Origin of the sequence: Acinetobacter sp. AOR14_HL (assembly GCF_027855175.1) — a bacterium.
GTDB classification, from domain to species: Bacteria; Pseudomonadota; Gammaproteobacteria; order Pseudomonadales; family Moraxellaceae; genus Acinetobacter; species Acinetobacter calcoaceticus.
On record NZ_JAKTII010000016.1, the window covers coordinates 87,198 to 106,781 of the forward strand.

Here is a 19,584-nt window from a genome sequence, read left to right on the forward strand (position 1 = left end):
CAATGAAAGATTTGAACGCTGTAAAAGGGTAAATAGGATGACCGATAATTTTGATTTGGAACATATTTGGCATCCTTATACTTCAATGACCCAACCTTTACCAACATTTAAAGTCAAACGTGCTTTTGGCGCGACTATTGAGTTAGATGATGGTAGAACTTTAATTGATGGTATGTCATCTTGGTGGTGTGCGATTCACGGTTATAACCATCCTGAACTCAATCAGGCAGTGACCGATCAATTACAAAACATGTCTCACATCATGTTTGGTGGTTTAACGCATGACCCTGCAATTGAACTTGGAAAAATTCTTTTAAAAATTACCCCGCCAAGTCTCGATAAAATTTTCTATGCAGATTCAGGTTCTGTTGCTGTTGAAGTTGCTTTGAAAATGGCAGTGCAGTTTTGGACCGCTCAAGATAAACCGCAAAAAACAAATTTTATTACAACGCGTTCTGGCTACCATGGGGATACATGGAATGCGATGTCGGTGTGTGATCCAGTTACAGGCATGCATCAGATTTTTGGTACAAGCTTACCAAATCGTCTTTTTGTTGCAGCACCGCAAACCAAATTTCATGAAGAATGGAATCCACAAGATATTGCAGAATTAGAACAAGCGATTCAGCAAAATCATGAGCATCTTGCAGCCTTAATTATTGAGCCGATTGTACAGGGTGCAGGTGGCATGCGTTTTTATCATCCTGAATATCTACGTCAAGCCAAAGCGCTTTGTGAACAATATAATCTGTTATTAATTTTTGACGAAATTGCGACAGGCTTTGGGCGTACCGGTAAGCTCTTTGCGTGGGAACATGCACAAGTCGAGCCGGATATTATGTGCATTGGTAAAGGGCTAACAGGCGGTTATATGACATTGTCTGCTACCTTAACGACGAAGCATGTTGCCGAGACCATTAGTCGCGGTGAGGCTGGCGTATTTATGCATGGTCCAACCTTTATGGCTAACCCACTTGCTTGTGCTGTTGCCTTAAAAAGTACGCAATTATTAATTGAGCAAGATTGGCAAGCCAATATTGAGCGAATTGAACAACAACTTACTCAATACTTAACACCACTCAATCAGCTTGATTATGTTGCTGATGTGAGAGTATTGGGGGCAATAGGGGTGGTTGAACTCACTGTTAATATTGATATGAAAACATTGCAGCAACAGTTTGTTGATCGTGGAATTTGGATTCGTCCTTTTGGTAAATTGGTGTATGTAATGCCACCTTATGTGATTACCAGTCAGGAATTAAGCTATTTGCTTGAGCAGTTGGTTGAAGTTGTTAAAACCATGCAGGGAGTGCATTGAAATGTCGTTGCTTGATCATTTTGCTATCCAATTAGATGAACTAAAACAACACGGCAATTTCAGACAGTTCACTCAAAATGTACAGCATGAGCGTTTTATTACGATTCAAAATAAAACGATGCTGAACTTGGCTTCAAACGATTATCTTGGCTTAGCCGCGGATGTAAAACTTCGTGAAGAGTTTTTAGAAAATTTTCCAGTCGAACGTAGCTATTTTAGTTCTTCGTCATCCCGTTTATTAACGGGTAATTTTGAAGAATATGAAAAATTAGAAAATAGCCTAAGCCAAGCATTTGGTGGTCGGGCAGCACTATTATTTAATAGTGGTTACCACATGAATATTGGTATTTTGCCTGCTGTTGCTGATAGCAAAACTTTAATTTTGGCAGATAAGTTAGTCCATGCGAGCATGATCGACGGTATGCGTTTATCGGGTGCGCAATATGTGCGTTATCGACATAATGATTTACAGCACTTAGAACAACTTCTGCAAAAGTATCATGATGATGAAAAGATTGAGCGAATCATTGTAGTGACTGAAAGTATATTTAGTATGGACGGTGATGAAACTGATTTAGCTGCTTTAGTGCAGCTAAAAAAACGCTTTGCCAAAACTATGCTCTATGTTGATGAAGCGCATTCAATTGGTGTGCGTGGCGAACAAGGTTTAGGGTGTGCTGAACAATACAATGTCATTCAAGATATCGATTTTTTGGTGGGAACATTAGGTAAGGCTTTGGCAGCAGTCGGTGGATACATTATTTGTCACCCAATTATTAAAGATTATTTAATTAATAAAATGCGCCCACTTATTTTCAGTACTGCTCAACCGCCGATTGTGATGGCATGGGCAAACTTTGTTTTTCAAAAAGTATTAGTTGCTCAATCTCAGCGTGAACATTTAAAAAATATTAGCCAATATCTTCAACACGCTGTTGTGCAAAAGGGTTATGTAAGTCCATCGACCAGCCATATTATTCCAGTCATTGTGGGAGAAAGTCAGGCTGCTATCGATAAGGCAAAGCAGGTTCAGCAAAGTGGTTTTTATGCCATGCCTGTGCGTCCACCGACCGTACCTAAAAATAGTTCGCGTTTGCGTATTTCTTTAACGTCAATGGTACAGCAACATGAGCTTGAAGAATTGGTGAGTTTTCTGTGAGTCTGAATAAAAACTTGGTTGCCCAGCGTTTTGCCAAAGCAGGGCAAAGCTATTCAGAGCATGCAATTGTTCAAAAACAAATTTGCCAAAATTTAACGGTTTTACTCCAACAGTTTTGCCCTACAACGATGTCACGTGTCTTTGAAATTGGTTGTGGTTCTGGCAATTTAACTCGTCTTATTGCTGCATCTTTTCAGATTGAAGAGTTAATTTTGAATGACTTGTATGCAGATGTGCAGCAGCACTTTAACCATCAAGAAAATTTGAAATGGTTGATTGGGGATGTTGAAACTTTAGCATTTCCGCAGCAGCTCGACATGATCGTTTCTGGTTCGGCTTTGCAATGGATGCAAGATTTACCTCGTGTACTTCAACATTGTCATACTGCTTTAAATGAAAAAGGCTGGTTATGTTTTTCAACTTTTGGCCCAAGAAACTTAATCGAGATTAAAGAATTAACAGGGCAAGGTTTAAGTTATTGGTCTATTGAAAATTGGAACAATGCCTTAACTCAGGCGGGTTTTGAAGTTCTGCATTTGTCTGAGTCAGAAGCACAACTCTATTTCGATTCGCCTAAAGCTGTATTGCAGCATTTAAAAGCAACAGGTGTGACTGCAACTGCTCAGCATCGTTGGACTAAGCAAACTTTACAACAGTTTTATCAAGATTATGATCGGTTTAAGCATGCTGAGGGATATTCCTTAACATATCATCCGATCTATTGTATTGCCCGGAGAATGAAGTAAATGAGTGGTCAGATCTATTTTGTGAGTGGGATTGATACCGAAATTGGTAAGACCTACGCGACAGGCTTTTTAGCAAAATTATGGACTGAACAGGGTAAAAAAGTGATTACCCAAAAACTCATTCAGACGGGTAATGCTGATATTTCTGAAGATATTGAAAAGCATCGTGAAATTATGGGGCAGGGTTGGTTTCAAGAAGATCATGAAAAGCTCACCATGCCGGAAATTTTTAGTTATCCTGCTTCGCCTCATCTGGCAACACGCCTAGATAACCGAGAAATTGACTTTCAAAAAATTGAAAATGCAACACAAACATTAGCTGAGCGTTTTGAGATTGTTTTACTCGAAGGTGCTGGTGGATTAATGGTGCCATTAACTACAAGTTTACTCACCATTGATTATATTGCTCAGCACCAGTTCCCCGTTATTTTAGTAACATCGGGTCGTTTAGGAAGCATTAACCATACTTTACTTAGTCTTGAAGCGCTCAAGTCTCGTGGACTGAAGTTGCAAGCTTTGGTATATAACTTAAAAGATGAATCAAAAGATCCATTAATTTCTCAAGATACGTCAAATTATTTGAAAGACTATTTAGCAATTCATTTCCCTGAAGCTGAGTGGATTGAGTTGGCAAAAATGAATTAATTTAAAATAGGCTATAAAAAACCGCTCTTATAAGAGCGGTTTTTTTATGCATTATTTAATATTTTAGAATTTCTTAGAACCACGGTTAAAACCAGTCGATTTGCGTTGGTTACCAGTATTCACAGGAGCTTCTTTTTCATCATCGCGACGTTGTTGACGTAAGAAACCGCCGCGACGAGCTGCCATTGGTTTTTCAGTCATACGGTCAGTACGACGTTTTGCCATACCAAATAAACCTGTGCCTTGACGTGGTTTTAACTCAACAGATTTTGCTAGATTATCGATATCAGTTTTATCGAGTTCCATCCAGCGGCCAGTACGTAATTCGCGTGGTAAAATAACTGTACCGTAGCGTGTACGCAATAAGCGGCTTACTTTAAGTTCTTGTGATTCAAAAATACGACGAACCTCACGGTTACGACCTTCTTTCACCACTACTTGGTACCAGCGGTTAATACCTTCACCACCAATTTCCGAGAAAGACTCAAATTTAGCTGGACCATCTTCAAGCTCTACGCCAGTTACCATTTTTTGGCGTATTTTAGGTGTTACTTCACCCATAACTCGAACAGCATATTCACGTTCAATTTCATTTGATGGGTGCATTAAGCGGTTAGCAAGCTCACCATCATTTGTGAACAACAATAAACCAGTACTGTTAATATCTAGACGACCTACCATTACCCAGCGGTCATTTGCAATTTGTGGTAAATGATCAAATACGGTTGGGCGTTTTTCAGGGTCATTACGTGAACAGATTTCGCCCTCTGGCTTATAGTAAATCAATACACGACGACGAATTTCGTCTTCAATTTGAAACTGAACTTTACGGCCATCAATGCGTAATTCATCGCCTGGTTCAATGCGCTCACCCACTTGGGCAACACGGCCGTTCACACTCACGCGTCCTGCGGCAATAACCTCTTCCATATATCGGCGGGAACCTAATCCGATCCGCGCTAATACTTTTTGCAATTTTTCACTCATGACAGCACAACCTTAGACATAATGATCAACAGTCCACCTCTTTATGATTTCGGTGCATTTGCATCGAGGGCCATAAAGGCTTCCTTGGCGTTCTGTAGGGGAGGCAATTGGCCTAGCGAAGCTAGACCAAAAGCATTCAGAAACTGAGGCGTTGTAATTAGCAACGCAGGTCTTCCGGGTAAATCTCTAAAACCGGCTTCTTTAATCCAGTTCCAGTCAAATAGTGTTCTAAGAATCTGACTATTATTAGACACACCACGAATTTGTTCAATATCAGCACGGGTAACCGGTTGATGATAAGCAATGACAGCCAGTGTTTCTAGTAATGAAGGCGACAGTTTTGTTGGTCGCTCTGGCCATATTTGCGCAATAATACTACGATATTTAGATCTTACCTGAAAGCGAAACCCTTGCGCTGTTTCAATCAACTCAATAGATCGGCCATGTTGTAATAGCGCGAGCTGTTGTAAAAGTTGACGAAGCTGTTGTTTATTATACTGATTATTAAATGCTTCTTTTAAACGGGCAATTGAAACGGGCGCTTCACTGGCAAAAATAATTGCTTCAAGTTGTAATAAGACTTCGTGATGAATGTCAGCTAATGACAAATCACTATTATTTTGTTCAAAGCTCATATTGAAGATCCTTGAATTGCTAAAGGAGCTTCAATACCAGAGGCAATAATTTTAACTCGCTGTTGTCGGGTTAACTCTAAAACAGCCATAAAAGTCACAACCATTCCCATGCGACCTTGCAAAGGATTGAGTAATTCTTTAAAACTTAACACGTCACCAGACTCTAATTTCTCTTCAATATATGCAATGCGTTCTTCTAGTAATACAGGCTCTTGAGCCACGACATGAATAACGGGTTCTGGGCGATTAAACACACAGAACAACGCATCATGTAATGCTGAAATATCATAGCCTTCATAAACAGGAGCGATATGACCTAAGCTTACATTTGCACTGAATGTATCACGCTCAAGAATTGGCATTTGACCTAAACGCTCAGCCGCTTGCTTAATGCGTAGATAAGTTTCAAGTCGATCAATAAGTTCCTGTTTAGGATCTTTTTCAATACTTATAACCGTAGGTTTTGGCAAAAGTAGACGAGATTTCAGGTCAGCCAATAAAGCTGCCATCACCATATAATCAGCGGTTAGCTCAATATTTAACGACTTCATACTATCCATATAGGTTAAATATTGAGTTGCTATGGGAGCAATATCGACTTGAATTAAATCAAAACCGTTTTTTTGAATCAGATAAATTAAAAAATCTAGTGGACCTTCAAACTGTTCGAGCAAAATCTCAAATGCAGCAGGAGGTATATAGAGATCTTCAGGAATTTTGTCATGCCACTCATCTAAAACACGGATGTGTGGAGCGTCTTCCATGGATTGATGAAGTGATTGATTCATTACGATTATAAGCCACGCGAATTTTCAAAAGCATGAGACTTGTTATTCAAGTCAAAGAGAGCTGTAAATAGAAGAACAGCAGATAGTGGAAATCATTCTAAATGAATTGTGCCTTTTAATAAATTACTTAACGACTAAAGTGTAAAAAAAATCCAAAATAAATAAAGAGTATTTTTTTGAGTGATAATACTTTTTTTAAAACTATTGGTAAAAATTGTAAGTGCTTATTCAAAAGCACTTACATCGCCAATACCACGGCGAATAATTTCAGGATGTTCACCCGATAAATCAACAATACTTGTGCTTGTTAAAGTGCCGAAACCGCCATCAATAAACACATCAATTCTTTTATCTAACTGATTTTCAATATCGTATGGATCGTCTAGAGGATCTTCTTGTCCTGGTAAAATTAATGTACTGGTGAGTAGCGGTTCACCAAGTTCTTTTAATAGAGCCTGACAAATTGGGTTACTTGGAATACGTAAGCCAATGGTTTTCTTTTTAGGGTGCATCAACCTACGAGGAACTTCACTGGTTGCAGGTAAAATGAAAGTCGTAATGGCTGGGGTGTTCGCTTTCAATAAACGATAAGTTGCATTATCAACTTTTGCATAAGTTGCAATATCAGATAAATCACAGCACATAATTGCATATTGGTGCTTAGGTCCTAAACCGCGAATCTGCGCAATACGTTCCATGGCATTTTTATTACCGATTTGACAGCCAATTGCGTAGGCAGCATCGGTAGGGTAAACCACAACATCTCCGGCACGAATGCGTTCAACCGCTTGGCTAATGAGGCGTTGCTGTGGATTTTCAGGATGTACATGTAAATGCATCATATTTTGGAGACTCCATCACGCCAGTGTTAAAAATAATTATTAGGCTTTTTAAATGAACTAGACAAGTATTGAACGTAGTTTTTTTGTCAATTAATCAAGGAGTTCACGTTTGAATTCATTTAATTGTAATGGTGTACCCGAACGTGTACATTGGCAAATAAAACCAATAAATGATGCTGCATCACGTGGCAACTTAGCTTCACCTAAAAAGTAACGTTGTACTTGAGCATAAACATTATCTTTAAATATTTTGCCATCTCCGCCATCACCTGTCAGGTTATCAAGCGAAACTCTAAACTTTCTACCAAAAGACTGAGAGAACAACCATTCAATTGCTTGCGGCTTAATTTCTACTTGTTCAAATAAACTTTGTTGCTCTTTAGTTCGACCATCAGGTGCATACCAATATCCTAAATCAGGTAATAGGCGGCGTTTTTCACCAGCAATCGACCAATGACTGATTTCGTGAAGGGCGCTGTTAAAAAAACCATGGGCGAATTGGATTTTAGCCGGACCCTGATTTGTTGCCGGGAAATATTCTGGTTCAAAATCTCCACGAACTAATGTCACATTATGGTGGGAAAACCAGTGATTAAAGTGTAAAATAAGCCAATCGACTTGCTCAGACTCTGATTTTGAGCTTGACCATGGTGAGAGTTGCACCGTGTCAGGTACAAGAGTGTTCTGATGAGTTGAATGGGTGCAAACGAGTAATGAAGAGTTAACTTCAGGTTGCGGCTGCAACAGGTGCATTGCTTAATTTACCCCGAGTTCTGTCTAAAGAAGTGCAAAATTGTATCTTAATCTTTGACAGAGTACCGATGAATTTGTAGAATTGCCGCCTTAATTATGTCAGCAAATACCTTTCCGGCACAGATTGAGCCGTTTAAATGGGCTGAACAAGGCTTTACATGGTCAGGTAAACTGCCCTTGTCTCGCTTTGCTCGTATCGCTCGTGAAGCTGTTGGATCAATTGATAACCAATTGATCAACATAGACTGTAAGCTATCAATGGATGCATATCATCACATTGTGTGGATGGATGGTCATATGGACACGAAAGTTCCAATGGAGTGCCAACGTTGTTTGGAACCTGTTGAAATGCCTCTTGTCTTAGACTTCCATATTGCATTAATGGATGATAAGTCACTGATAGAGCGCTTGGATGAGGATGCTGATTTCATCGTTTTAGGTGAAAGTGAGTTTACGACGAAAGGTGATTATGATACGCCAGCCTCGATTAACTTGCTCGCACTACTAGAAGATGAACTGTTATTGTTGGTGCCTTTATCTCCCAAGCATGATGCTTGTGAAAATAAACATCAACCTACCATTCAAAATGTTGTTGAAGAAAAACGGGATAATCCGTTTGATGTTTTGGCAGGTTTGAAGGGTAAACTTAACTCATAATTTGTGATATAATTGTGAGATAAGACAACTGAATTTGTTCTGATCCATTTTTTCGATCTTTGTAAGGAGCCATCATGGCCGTTCAGCAAAACCGTAAAAGTCGCTCTCGCCGTGACATGCGCCGTTCACATGACGCTTTAACCGAGAATGCATTAACAGTAGACCAAGCAACTGGTGAAACTCATCGTCGTCACCACGTGACTAAAGACGGTTTCTACCGTGGTCGTCAATTATTCGCTAAAGCAGCTGATGCTGAATAATTGTATGATATGCATTAAGCGTGATGCTTAAGTATAGAAAAAATGGGAGCGAAAGCTCCCTTTTTTTGTTGTTTTTCGCAATTATAAAAATATAAATAACATGTTAAATTTCCGCTCCAGAAATGAGTGAAAACCCAAAAAAGGATTTCTTATGTCTGCTAAACGTCTTGAACAAGTAGCTTTAGCCACAAAAACTGCGTTTGTGTTTCCTGGTCAAGGTTCACAAAAAGTCGGTATGCTTGCTGAACTAGCAGAACAGTTTAGTGGGGTTGGGCAAACCTTTGCTGAAGCTTCAGATGCGCTTGGATTCGATCTGTGGCATATCGCGCAAAGTGGTGAAGGCCTCAACCAAACAGAAAATACCCAACCTGTGTTATTAACTGCCAGTATCGCTCTATGGCGTGTATGGCTTGATTTAGGCGGTCTGGCACCTAAGTATCTTGCAGGACATTCTCTAGGTGAATACAGTGCTTTGGTTGCTGCAGAATCTATGAGCTTGGCAGATGCAGTGAAACTAGTGAATTTGCGTGGCAAACTCATGCAAAGTGCTGTTCCTCAAGGGGAAGGGGCTATGGCTGCAATCCTTGGTTTGGCTGATGAAAAAGTGGTTGAACTTTGCCAAATCGTGAATGCAGAAGGTCAAGGTTCAGTAGAAGCTGCAAACTATAATTCACAAGGCCAAGTCGTGATTGCTGGAAGTACAGCATCTGTACAACAAGTGATGGCTTTGGCAAAAGAGCAGTCTGCTAAAGCAATTGCTTTACCTGTGTCGGTTCCTTCGCATTGTTCATTGATGAAACCTGCTGCTGAAAAATTTGCAGAAGCTTTGGAACAAACTGCCATTGAGCTGCCTACCATACCTGTAATACAAAATGTCAACGCGGGAATAGCTACCGATGTTGCTCAATTGCGTCAGGCGTTAACTGCTCAATTGTACCAATCTGTACAATGGACAGACACGATGCAGTTTTTACAAGACCAAGGTATTCACTACGTTGTTGAGTGTGGGCCTGGTACAGTATTGAGTAATCTCGCGAAGCGTTTACCAAATATAGAAAAAGCTTTTGCTATTGATAGCAAGAGTAAAATGGAAGATGCCCTAAATGCTGTTTTAGTGGCAGAAGGAAAAATTGCATGACACAAGAACGCAAAGTTGCATTAGTAACGGGCGCGAGTCGGGGCATTGGCGCTGCAATTGCCCAGCAACTTATTCAAGACGGTTATTTTGTTGTAGGTACTGCGACATCTGAATCTGGTGCACAAAAGTTAAGTGAAAGCTTTGGTGAGCAAGGTGCAGGTTTAGCTCTCGATGTGCGTAATCTCGATGAGATTGAAGCAGTCGTTTCTCATATTGAACAGAACTATGGCCCTGTGCTTGTTTTGGTTAATAATGCGGGTATCACGAAAGACAATTTATTGCTACGTATGTCAGAAGATGATTGGGATGACATTCTCAACATTCACCTTAAAGCCGTATATCGTTTATCTAAACGTGTGCTTAAAGGTATGACAAAAGCGCGCTTTGGCCGCATTATTAATATTAGTTCTGTTGTTGCACATTTTGCAAACCCAGGTCAGGCGAACTACTCTGCTGCAAAAGCAGGTATTGAAGCGTTTAGCCGTAGTCTTGCAAAAGAGATGGGTAGCCGCCAAATCACTGTGAACAGTGTGGCACCAGGCTTCATTGCAACAGAAATGACAGATGCACTTAGTGAAGAAATTCGCAAAAAAATGAGTGATCAAGTGGCTTTAAATCGCTTAGGCGAGCCACAAGATATCGCAAATGCGGTGAGTTTCCTTGCAAGTGATAAAGCAGGTTACATTACCGGTACGGTATTACATGTAAATGGTGGTTTATACATGGCCTAGGGCTGATGTATAACTTTTAAAAATTTTTATATTCAATTAAACTAGTGGCAAATCAAACGCCACGAGCAATGAGGAGAATTCCTGTGAGCGATATCGAACTACGCGTTAAGCAAGCAGTTGCAGAACAACTTGGTCTTAAAGCTGAAGAGATTAAAAACGAAGCATCTTTTATGGATGACTTAGGTGCTGACTCTTTAGATTTAGTTGAACTTGTAATGTCTTTCGAAAACGACTTCGACATCACTATCCCTGATGAAGATTCAAACGAAATCACTACAGTTCAATCTGCAATTGACTATGTAACTAAAAAACTTGGTTAATTCGCATATTGCTGAATAAAAAGAAGGCCACCGTAAGGTGGCTTTTTTTATTTGAGTAAAATAAAAGAGATACATATTTTTACAAGATCAACCTCAATTGATAGCAGAGGCTTGTCTTTTTTGAAGTATAACAATAAAGGTCAGTTTAATGACTTTACTATAAACAATAATATGAGGACTAAAAGATGGGTCTTTTTGATTTTGTAAAAGGTATTGGTAAGAAAAATACCGCACCAGCAGAACCACAACCAGCTCCGGCAACACCAGCAGAACCTTCTGCACAAGAAATCGCAAATAAATTATTAGGATTAATTAAAAGTTTGGGCCTAGGGGTGGAGGGTTTATCTGTAACGTATAACGGTGCAACTGATACCGCAATCATTAAAGGACAGGTAAAAAGCCAAGCGGATAAAGAGAAAATTATTCTTATTGTTGGGAATATTGATCATGTTGCACAGGTAGATGATCAAATGACCGTTGCAACTCCTGAACCAGAAAGTAAATTCTACACAGTAAAATCTGGTGATAACCTTTCAAAAATTGCGAAAGAATTTTATGGTGATGCGAATCAATACCAAAAAATCTTTGAAGCAAACAAACCAATGCTTAAAGATCCAGATGAAATCTTCCCAGGACAGGTTTTACGTATTCCTCAATAATCGAGGGTAATAAAAAAGGCGCTTTTAGCGCCTTTTTCTTTTTCTAGAATCTTTTTGGTATTTTTTGCCCATTTGCTACAGGAGTCTCGGCGTTCTTTAAGACACCAAATAACCATGTTTCGGCATGCTGTACCGCAATTTTTAAAGAATCACCTAAAGCCAAACGACCAGCAATAAAACTGGCTAAAGAACATCCTGATCCGTGATACTCACCGTCTAAGCGGGGGCAACTACTGCTCGCCGCAAGTTCACCATTAATATATAAACTATTTTTAATATAATCTGGTGTATCTTCGTGTCCACCTTTGACTAAGACAGCTTTTGCGCCCATTTCAAATAGCTTTTGCGTTGCTTGTTCTAAGTCATCGATGCCCGTGAGAGCACGTAATTCGACTGTATTTGGAGTAATAATAGTGGCTAGGGGAATAAGCTCAACGAAAGCTTTGACAAGAGTTGCTTGATCACCTAAAGAACCCCCGCTGTTTGCCACTAAAACAGGATCGAGTACATATTGATATTCTGGATGGGCACGAAGAAACTTCGCTAAAGCAGCAATGTTATCTGTGGTGCCAAGCATGCCTGACTTAACGCATTTAATCGGTAAATCACCTACAACTGCATTTGCTTGAGCTAATAATAGTTCTTTTGAGGTTGCTTCGAAGCCAAATACTTGTTGTGAGTTTTGTATGGTGAGGGCTGTACATGCAATGGCTGCATGAGCACCACTTTGTCCAATCGCTTCAATATCAGCTTGTAAACCTGCACCACCTGAAGGGTCTAAACCCGAGAAACAAAGTACGGTTGGACGCACGGTTATTTCCTTTTCAATTTAAATTTACGTTAGTATAAGAGAGTTTGATTAAACTCTCGACTAATTGAATTAAATACTTTACTGGGTTAATGATTGAATGGCTATAAAACATATTTTGATTGATTTGGATGGAACACTAACAGACCCAAAAGTTGGTATTCATACTTCAATTCGTTATGCAATGGATAAGTTGGGCTTTCCATTGGCTGCCGATTTAAATATTGACTGGACAATTGGGCCTCCTTTAAAAGCCTCATTAGCAAAACTATTAGCCACTCATGATGATGCTTTGGCTGAACAAGCTTTACTTGCTTATCGTGAGCGTTTTTCAGTTACAGGTTTATTTGAAAATGAAGTATATCCATCAGTTGCGCAAACACTTAATGCATTGAAAGAAGATGGGTATCGTTTATTCGTCGCAACCGCTAAACCAACTATTTATGCAAAACGTATCTTAGATCATTTTGATTTAAGCCAATATTTTGTAAATATTTATGGTAGTGAGTTAACTGGAGAACGTACCAATAAAGCTGAACTTATTCATTATATTCTTGAACGTGAGCAATTAAACTCAGAAGAATGTTTAATGGTAGGTGACCGTCAATATGATGTTTTAGGTGCTCGCCACAATGGTATTGAGGCGGTCGCTGTGACTTATGGTTACGGAACACCAGAGGAACTTAAGCAAGCACAACCTAAAGCAATGATTAAGCAATTTTCTGAACTTTTGGAATACGTTGAAGATCAGGCAACACAAAAGAAAGTATCTTAAATATTAGTAAATTTTAATTTGAAGGTTTGGCTTTGATCTAAAGCCAAACCTTTTTTATTTAAATACCGTGTTGTTGGCGGTATTGAACGAGTTCTTCAATCGTAATCACGGTTAAATGATGAGTTTGGGCATATGCCAAAACTTGAATACCTGATGCCATCGTGCCATCTGGGTTGGTTAGTTCACATAACACGCCAGCAGGTTTAAGCCCTGCTAGTCTTGCTAGATCAATTGTTCCCTCAGTATGACCTCGACGAGTAAGGACTCCACCATTACGTGCACGTAATGGGAAAACGTGACCCGGACGATTTAAGTCACTTGCAACAGCACCATCTTTAATAGCAGTTTGAATAGTTGTTACACGGTCTTTAGCCGAAACACCTGTCGTAACACCTTGGGCTGCTTCAATAGTCACTGTGAAAGCCGTATGAAACTGGCTTGAGTTTTGAGAAACCATTGGAGGAAGTTCTAAATGATCTGCTAACTCTTCTGTAAGGCATAAACATACAATACCTGAGCCATCACGAATCATACGTGCCATTGTTTCAACAGTTAGAGTTTCGGCTGCAACAATTAAATCTGCTTCATTTTCACGATCGAAGTCATCCATAACCAAGACAGGTTTGCCTTGACGGATATCTTCTAATGCTTGTTGAATACGTTGTTCAGCAGGAGAGAGGGCTGAGAAAAAAAGTTCTGGTTGAATTAAGCTAGACATAATGAAACGCTCTCGTAAAAATACGGTTGAACATTTCAGGACTGATGTAAAAACAGGCTGGCACTGAAATAAAACGGATTTATCCCAGTTCGTCGTCTTCTTTCATCCGGACTATACCGTCGGCTTTGGAGTCTCACCAAATCTGCTCAAATTATAAAATTTAAGCTCGTGGGCTTGTTAATTTATCAATAAAAATTAACTTTACCACCGGTGGGGAATTACACCCCGCCCTGAAGCGATGGGTTTTATTATAGCGCGCTTGATAAAATTGGCTAGATGCTTTTGTAGAATGCTAAGTTTCTTTATGAATAAGTATTTTCATAAATCGAAATAGGCTTTTTAACAAGAGCTTACTTGTTGATATGAAAATGGAATGCTATGTTTTTTATAGAAAATTATAAATAAAATAGGTGTTTCATGCAGATAAGAGATGATTATCCCCTTAGGAATACTTTATTTATTCAGCATCTCCATATTTTTAGTTATGTATTTATGGCGGTCAGTATTCTTTATTTAATTGCTGCTAATTGGCTAATGCTTCCAGACAGCATCCAGCTAACCATCCCGCCACTTATATTACTTGTGACAGCATGGATCAGTATAAAAGATACTTTAAGTGAAGGAGTTAGGCAGACTTTACATGGTATTTGCGGCTTGATGGTAGGCTTAAGTTTGGCTGTAATCGGGCAGGTCTATCAAACTGGGGCAGACAGTTATTTACTTTTCCTGATTTGGACATTGCTGTTATTACCTTGGCTATATCGACCAAATATTGGAATCTTTGCTTTAATTTGTATTACTAGCCAACTTACACTTTTTTTATTTTTTAAGCAGACTTTTTGGTTGGAAAAGTTTCCTTATTTATATCTGTTTGCTTTAAATTTATTAAGCCTTATAGAATTTTGGGTATGTATAAAGAAGTATCGTGCTTTACGTTTCGTCTTTATCGCTTGGTTTGCAGTCATTTCAATCATTGGAATGATCCAATATCTATCTGGTGAAAATATTCCTTATCTGATCTCTGCTTTCTTTTCAGGAATAATCGGTTTTTATTATTTCTTCAAAAAAGATGATCAATTATGTGCCAGCTTAATGGCCGCTGTTCTTGGCGTGACTGCAACAATATGGCTTGTAGGTAGAATCAATGACTTATTTAAAGATTCAAATGAGTTCATTTTTTTATTCATTGCAAGCATTATTTTTATCTGGTTTGCGCTGATTAGTTATTTTTTAATAAAAATTTTTCGTCAAAGCCGCTTTTATATAATTCCTTTAGCTATTGGAGCTTGGCTTGCTGGATTGGCCCTTGCTGCTTTTACTCTCGTGTTCTGGGAAGCTGTTTCTTTAATTGTAGGAGTTGTTTTTGTTTGTATAGCTTCTATTTTATTGAAAAAATCTCAACACTACTTCATTCGGCAATTTGCCTATTGTTTATTCATAAGTGGTCAGACTGCTTTTTTGTTTCATCTAGAGTCTGAAACAGATCAGATGTTATGGGTGCTAATTGCACAGATTTTTATTCTCTGTATAAGTTATTTTTTTAAACCCCATTGGTTCTTTATTTTAATTCAAATGCTTGCTACTTATGGCATAGCATTTATTTACTTATTACAAATGGATCACTCATTGTGGTCGGTAAACTCCACTCAGACCTATTTAAATTTAACCCTGCTCAGCTATTTTGTTTTTAGTTTGGTGTTCTTGCCGAAGGCTAAATCGATAGTTCAATATGAGCGTAGTATCTATTTATGTGTGCTTGCGGTAGTTGTGGTAGCTTCTTTCTTTGATACTTTTATGGGACTGGTTCTAGATAGTTCGGAAGATCGGCAGATATGGATTTTCTATTTATTACCTAGTCTTTGGTTGCTTTGCTTTGGTATTTTTTATTTGTATAAGCAGTTGCATGGAGTAGTGTTTTTCGCATTCTTACTTTTTGGTGTATTGCTCATTGCACTTGGCTATTTTGAAGTTTTCATTTTATTTATCATTCTAACATGGGCGATAAAAAAGAAAGATTATATTGTTTATGGTGTCACTCTAGCAGTATTTGCTTTAGTACTTTGGCAGCTTTATTACAACTTACAAATAACTTTTTTGGCAAAGAGTGCATCGATTTTGATTTCTGGTCTTGTTCTATGGGCTTTATATTGGTTGCTCCACCAAGAAAATCAACGCCATCTTATTGAAGGAGAAAAATAATGAAGAAATATTTTTCTCTTATTCTGGCTATAGCTACCACATTATTTTTTGTGGGATTGATAGCGAAAAATGAATGGCATCTGGATCATAGTAAAAGTATTTTTATTGAGCTTAAGCCAGTTGATCCGCGTTCAATTTTACAAGGTGACTATATGGCACTGGCTTATGAGTTAAATTTGCAAACTTCTAAACCTCTTGCTGAAAATGAAACTCTAAATCAGAGAATCTTTAATCATGCATCTATTTACACAAAAGTTATTTTGGATTCACACAATAAAGTAATTCGTACCACTCTAGAACCTAACAATTTATCTGCTGAGCAGAGCTTAATTTTAAAAAATCCTGAAAACCGATATCAAGCTTTATATCCTGCATCTCGGAGTTTCTTATTTGCCGAAGGTCTAGCTCAATGCTATCAGAAAGCAAAGTATGCTGAATTTAAGGTAAATACAAAAGGAGAGGCGATTCTGTTTGATTTGCGAGGAGAGGAGCTTCAGCCTTTGAATTGTAAACAGCAAAAGAATTGGTGGGAAGGAACTATTAAGGATTTATAAAATGATAAAAGCCCGTCAATGCGGGCTTTTTTTATTCTAAGAATAAATTAGGCAACTTGAACAGGAATACAATTCGCTGTGTGGTTGACTGTATTATTTGGGTTAGCATAGACCAAACGTGGTTTATGAATATTTGCTTCAGCTTCAGTAAAATCACCAAATGTAGCAATAATCACTAAATCACCGACATCTGCTTGATGGGCAGCACCACCATTTACTGAAATAATTCCAGAGTTATCTTCACCACGAATTGCATAGGTCGTGAAGCGTTTGCCATTGGTTACATTCCAAACATGAATTTCTTCATATTCACGAATACCAGCTAAGTCCATCAATACGCCATCAATTGCACAAGAACCTTCATAGTGAAGTTCAGCATGGGTTACAACTGCGCGGTGAATTTTGCATTTTAATAAACGAGATAGCATGGCTAGCGTCTCCTGAGTAGACCTAAGAATAAGATCTTATGGTGAAATCTTTAGCTTTTGGCAAAGTGGCTGATGCGCATTTTGCTCCTAAAAAAGCAAGATAGCAAGCTTGATTGTTCAACAATTTAAGTTGGTTTATACGCATTAATTTGATTCATGGCTTGTGGAACTTGTCCTTGAACAAGTAATTTCACTTTAGAAAGGGCATGATCAATTGCTGCATCCATCAGACTTTGTTCACTACTTGGTGCTTTCCCAAGTACATGACCTGAAACTCGCTCTTTTGAGCCAGGATGTCCGATACCAATACGTAAACGATGAAAATTTGGACCAATATGAGGGACAATGTCACGTAAACCGTTATGACCACCATGTCCTCCGCCTGTTTTTAGACGAATTACACCAGGGTTCATATCAAGTTCATCATGAGCAATCAAAATTGCTTCAGGAGCAATTTGATAAAATTTTGCAAATGGAACTACACTTTGTCCAGAACGGTTCATAAATGTAGTGGGTAGAAGTAGACGGACATCGTGTCCTTCTATATTACCACGTCCGCTGATTCCGTGAAATTTCGGATCATTTTTTAATGTAATGCCATATTTATTAGCAAGCTGTTCAATGAACCAAAAGCCTGCATTATGGCGGGTTTGGGCATATTCTGAACCAGGATTGCCCAAACCAACAATTAGCGAAATATTTGACACTAATCTACGCCTTTCAACACTTATGCGCGTTTGAAGTCAGCGTGCATAGGAGTGTTTTTAGCTGGGTGACGTTGTAACGCTTGGATTTTAACGTTTTCAACTTTGTCGCCAACTTGGATTTCTATAACTTCTTCAAAGAAAGCATTGTTTTCTAAAGCTTTTACAAGCTGACGAAGTTCTAAAGTAATAGCTACAGGCTCAGCATTGCCACCATAAATGATAGCTGGAATTAATGCTTCGTGACGAAGGCGGCGGCTCGCACCTTTCCCTTGTTTGTCTTCAGCACGCGCTTGAGCGTTTAATACGAAGTTTGACATGAGTAAATCCTCATTAAAGTTAAATAGACTAAACTTGCGACCAGTTTAGTGATAGAAAACCCCAGCCAAGGCCAGGGTTCATAAAAGCTGCGATATTATAAACTATCGAACATCGCACTGATAGATTCTTCGTTATTAATACGACGAATCGTTTCAGCAACCATGCTAGCAACAGAAACCTGACGGATTTTGCCCAAGGTTAATGCTTCTTCAGAAAGAGGAATAGTGTCAGTGACAACTAATTCATCAATAACTGAATTACGTAAGTTTTCAATAGCCTTGCCAGAAAGTACAGGGTGAGTTGCGTATGCAACTACACGGCGTGCACCAAATTGCTTAAGCGCATCAGCTGCTTTACACAATGTACCGGCAGTATCAACCATGTCATCTACGATAACGCAATCACGATCTTTTACGTCACCAATTAAATGCATAACTTGCGATTCATTGGCTTTTTGACGACGTTTATCAATAATTGCTAAATCGATGTCACCCATCTGTTTGGCAACGGCACGAGCACGTACTACGCCACCAACGTCAGGAGAAACCACCATAAGGTTATCATGCGATTGTTGACGTAAGTCAGCAAGTAAAGCAGGAGTACCATAGATGTTGTCGACTGGAATATCGAAGAAACCCTGAATTTGGTCAGCATGTAAGTCAATCATTACGACACGATCAATACCAACAGTGGTAAGCATGTCTGCAACAACTTTAGCTGTAATCGGCACACGTGCAGAACGTGGGCGACGGTCTTGGCGAGCATAACCAAAATACGGGATAACGGCTGTAATACGACCAGCACTTGCACGACGCAAAGCATCTGCCATAACCAAGATTTCCATAAGGTTATCATTGGTAGGGGCACAAGTAGGCTGAACGATAAATACGTCTTTACCACGAACATTTTCAGTAATTTCTACTGAAATTTCTCCATCAGAAAAGTGACCGACTGATGCCGCACCTAGAGGGATATGTAAGTGACTTACGACTTTTTGAGCGAACTGTGGATGAGCATTTCCACTAAAAACGACAAGATTGGGCATGAAGCACCCTTGGCGGTTGGTATGTAATTAAATAGATGGCAGGGGCGGCTGGATTCGAACCAACGGATGCCGAGATCAAAACCCGGTGCCTTACCACTTGGCGACGCCCCTAATGCGGCAGAACTTTAATATTTTTGCAATGCAATGTCAAGATGAATCAACAAAAAGCATAGCAATTAAGTCTGTCTTTAAAATAAGAGAATGGCAGGGGCGGCTGGATTCGAACCAACGGATGCCGAGATCAAAACCCGGTGCCTTACCACTTGGCGACGCCCCTAAATTCGATGATATATATGATGGCAGGGGCGGCTGGATTCGAACCAACGGATGCCGAGATCAAAACCCGGTGCCTTACCACTTGGCGACGCCCCTAATATAATCATCATTACAGGTG

The 19,584-nt window shown here is 39.2% G+C and carries 24 protein-coding genes, 3 tRNA genes and 1 riboswitch; of the genes, 13 read left to right on the forward strand and 14 right to left on the reverse strand.

The window, feature by feature from the left end:
* Positions 1-37: 37 nt before the first annotated feature.
* Genes bioA through bioD form a run of 4 tightly spaced genes read left to right on the forward strand, consistent with a single transcriptional unit; the run spans position 38 to position 3,868 of the window.
* On the forward strand, positions 38-1,318 hold the full coding sequence (bioA, locus tag MKL38_RS15635) for an adenosylmethionine--8-amino-7-oxononanoate transaminase (RefSeq protein WP_270903715.1): 1,281 nt from the start codon (positions 38-40) through the stop codon (positions 1,316-1,318).
* A gap of 1 nt (position 1,319) precedes the next feature.
* Complete coding sequence (locus MKL38_RS15640) at positions 1,320-2,477, forward strand: 8-amino-7-oxononanoate synthase (RefSeq protein ID WP_270903716.1); 1,158 nt, start codon at positions 1,320-1,322, stop codon at positions 2,475-2,477.
* Entirely contained in the window at positions 2,474-3,223 is a 750-nt protein-coding gene (bioC, locus tag MKL38_RS15645; protein ID WP_270903717.1) for a malonyl-ACP O-methyltransferase BioC, read from the forward strand. Before MKL38_RS15640 ends, bioC begins: the two co-directional genes overlap by 4 nt.
* Positions 3,224-3,868: a dethiobiotin synthase gene (gene bioD / locus MKL38_RS15650; protein ID WP_045436624.1), complete on the forward strand. Its 645-nt coding sequence runs from the start codon at positions 3,224-3,226 to the stop codon at positions 3,866-3,868.
* Positions 3,869-3,931: 63 nt separating this feature from the next.
* Here bioD and rluB read toward each other — a convergent pair whose 3' ends face one another.
* From rluB to MKL38_RS15675, 5 genes are all read right to left on the reverse strand, one after another.
* A complete protein-coding gene (rluB, locus tag MKL38_RS15655) occupies positions 3,932-4,855 on the reverse strand; it encodes a 23S rRNA pseudouridine(2605) synthase RluB (RefSeq protein WP_003653361.1) in 924 nt (307 codons plus the stop codon).
* A gap of 41 nt (positions 4,856-4,896) precedes the next feature.
* Positions 4,897-5,490, reverse strand: a complete 594-nt coding sequence (scpB, locus tag MKL38_RS15660; RefSeq protein ID WP_004641560.1) for an SMC-Scp complex subunit ScpB — start codon at positions 5,488-5,490, stop codon at positions 4,897-4,899.
* Complete coding sequence (locus MKL38_RS15665) at positions 5,487-6,278, reverse strand: segregation and condensation protein A (protein WP_016802315.1); 792 nt, start codon at positions 6,276-6,278, stop codon at positions 5,487-5,489. Before MKL38_RS15665 ends, scpB begins: the two co-directional genes overlap by 4 nt.
* A 224-nt stretch (positions 6,279-6,502) precedes the next feature.
* Positions 6,503-7,120, reverse strand: a complete 618-nt coding sequence (locus MKL38_RS15670; protein ID WP_003653356.1) for an L-threonylcarbamoyladenylate synthase — start codon at positions 7,118-7,120, stop codon at positions 6,503-6,505.
* Between the two features lie 90 nt (positions 7,121-7,210).
* On the reverse strand, positions 7,211-7,873 hold the full coding sequence (locus tag MKL38_RS15675; protein ID WP_270903718.1) for an elongation factor P hydroxylase: 663 nt from the start codon (positions 7,871-7,873) through the stop codon (positions 7,211-7,213).
* A gap of 96 nt (positions 7,874-7,969) precedes the next feature.
* Here MKL38_RS15675 and MKL38_RS15680 point away from each other — a divergent pair, with 96 nt between their 5' ends.
* From MKL38_RS15680 to lysM, 6 genes are all read left to right on the forward strand, one after another.
* Positions 7,970-8,530, forward strand: coding sequence for a YceD family protein (locus MKL38_RS15680; RefSeq protein ID WP_270903719.1), 561 nt, complete (start codon positions 7,970-7,972; stop codon positions 8,528-8,530).
* 74 nt (positions 8,531-8,604) lie between these two features.
* Positions 8,605-8,790: a 50S ribosomal protein L32 gene (rpmF, locus tag MKL38_RS15685; protein ID WP_000290730.1), complete on the forward strand. Its 186-nt coding sequence runs from the start codon at positions 8,605-8,607 to the stop codon at positions 8,788-8,790.
* A gap of 151 nt (positions 8,791-8,941) precedes the next feature.
* Positions 8,942-9,928 (forward strand): ACP S-malonyltransferase, encoded by a 987-nt coding sequence (gene fabD, locus MKL38_RS15690; protein ID WP_005042715.1) that lies wholly within the window; start codon positions 8,942-8,944, stop codon positions 9,926-9,928.
* On the forward strand, positions 9,925-10,659 hold the full coding sequence (fabG, locus tag MKL38_RS15695) for a 3-oxoacyl-ACP reductase FabG (RefSeq protein WP_092709241.1): 735 nt from the start codon (positions 9,925-9,927) through the stop codon (positions 10,657-10,659). The genes fabD and fabG overlap by 4 nt, the downstream gene beginning before the upstream one ends.
* Positions 10,660-10,742: 83 nt before the next feature.
* The gene (acpP, locus tag MKL38_RS15700) at positions 10,743-10,979 is read left to right on the forward strand and encodes an acyl carrier protein (RefSeq protein ID WP_004641570.1); all 237 of its coding nucleotides are present in this window, start codon (positions 10,743-10,745) and stop codon (positions 10,977-10,979) included.
* Between the two features lie 185 nt (positions 10,980-11,164).
* Complete coding sequence (gene lysM, locus MKL38_RS15705; RefSeq protein ID WP_004641572.1) at positions 11,165-11,638, forward strand: peptidoglycan-binding protein LysM; 474 nt, start codon at positions 11,165-11,167, stop codon at positions 11,636-11,638.
* A gap of 43 nt (positions 11,639-11,681) precedes the next feature.
* On the opposite strand, the gene MKL38_RS15710 is transcribed toward lysM, so the two are convergent.
* On the reverse strand, positions 11,682-12,449 hold the full coding sequence (locus MKL38_RS15710) for a hydroxymethylpyrimidine/phosphomethylpyrimidine kinase (RefSeq protein WP_270903720.1): 768 nt from the start codon (positions 12,447-12,449) through the stop codon (positions 11,682-11,684).
* Between the two features lie 97 nt (positions 12,450-12,546).
* On the opposite strand from MKL38_RS15710, the gene MKL38_RS15715 reads away from it, so the two are divergent.
* Positions 12,547-13,221: an HAD-IA family hydrolase gene (locus MKL38_RS15715; RefSeq protein ID WP_270903721.1), complete on the forward strand. Its 675-nt coding sequence runs from the start codon at positions 12,547-12,549 to the stop codon at positions 13,219-13,221.
* 58 nt (positions 13,222-13,279) lie between these two features.
* Here the strand turns inward: MKL38_RS15715 and ribB are convergent, their stop codons facing one another.
* Positions 13,280-13,939: a 3,4-dihydroxy-2-butanone-4-phosphate synthase gene (gene ribB / locus MKL38_RS15720; RefSeq protein ID WP_005070969.1), complete on the reverse strand. Its 660-nt coding sequence runs from the start codon at positions 13,937-13,939 to the stop codon at positions 13,280-13,282.
* Between the two features lie 90 nt (positions 13,940-14,029).
* Positions 14,030-14,180: riboswitch (FMN riboswitch) on the reverse strand.
* Positions 14,181-14,356: 176 nt separating this feature from the next.
* On the opposite strand from ribB, the gene MKL38_RS15725 reads away from it, so the two are divergent.
* Complete coding sequence (locus MKL38_RS15725) at positions 14,357-16,138, forward strand: DUF2157 domain-containing protein (protein WP_270903722.1); 1,782 nt, start codon at positions 14,357-14,359, stop codon at positions 16,136-16,138.
* Entirely contained in the window at positions 16,138-16,692 is a 555-nt protein-coding gene (locus tag MKL38_RS15730) for a GDYXXLXY domain-containing protein (RefSeq protein WP_270903723.1), read from the forward strand. The genes MKL38_RS15725 and MKL38_RS15730 overlap by 1 nt, the downstream gene beginning before the upstream one ends.
* 47 nt (positions 16,693-16,739) lie before the next feature.
* On the opposite strand, the gene panD is transcribed toward MKL38_RS15730, so the two are convergent.
* The 7 genes from panD to MKL38_RS15765 all read right to left on the reverse strand — a co-directional run bounded on the left by panD (position 16,740) and on the right by MKL38_RS15765 (position 19,562).
* The gene (gene panD, locus MKL38_RS15735) at positions 16,740-17,120 is read right to left on the reverse strand and encodes an aspartate 1-decarboxylase (protein ID WP_002120296.1); all 381 of its coding nucleotides are present in this window, start codon (positions 17,118-17,120) and stop codon (positions 16,740-16,742) included.
* Positions 17,121-17,245: 125 nt separating this feature from the next.
* On the reverse strand, positions 17,246-17,827 hold the full coding sequence (pth, locus tag MKL38_RS15740) for an aminoacyl-tRNA hydrolase (protein WP_003653332.1): 582 nt from the start codon (positions 17,825-17,827) through the stop codon (positions 17,246-17,248).
* Positions 17,828-17,847: 20 nt separating this feature from the next.
* Entirely contained in the window at positions 17,848-18,144 is a 297-nt protein-coding gene (gene rplY, locus MKL38_RS15745) for a 50S ribosomal protein L25 (RefSeq protein ID WP_004641581.1), read from the reverse strand.
* A 95-nt stretch (positions 18,145-18,239) separates the two neighbouring features.
* Positions 18,240-19,190, reverse strand: coding sequence for a ribose-phosphate pyrophosphokinase (locus MKL38_RS15750; protein WP_003653329.1), 951 nt, complete (start codon positions 19,188-19,190; stop codon positions 18,240-18,242).
* Positions 19,191-19,226: 36 nt separating this feature from the next.
* Positions 19,227-19,301 (reverse strand) — tRNA-Gln (locus MKL38_RS15755).
* A gap of 91 nt (positions 19,302-19,392) precedes the next feature.
* Positions 19,393-19,467, reverse strand: a tRNA-Gln gene (locus MKL38_RS15760).
* A 20-nt stretch (positions 19,468-19,487) separates the two neighbouring features.
* Positions 19,488-19,562: transfer RNA gene (locus MKL38_RS15765), tRNA-Gln, on the reverse strand.
* Positions 19,563-19,584: the final 22 nt, after the last annotated feature.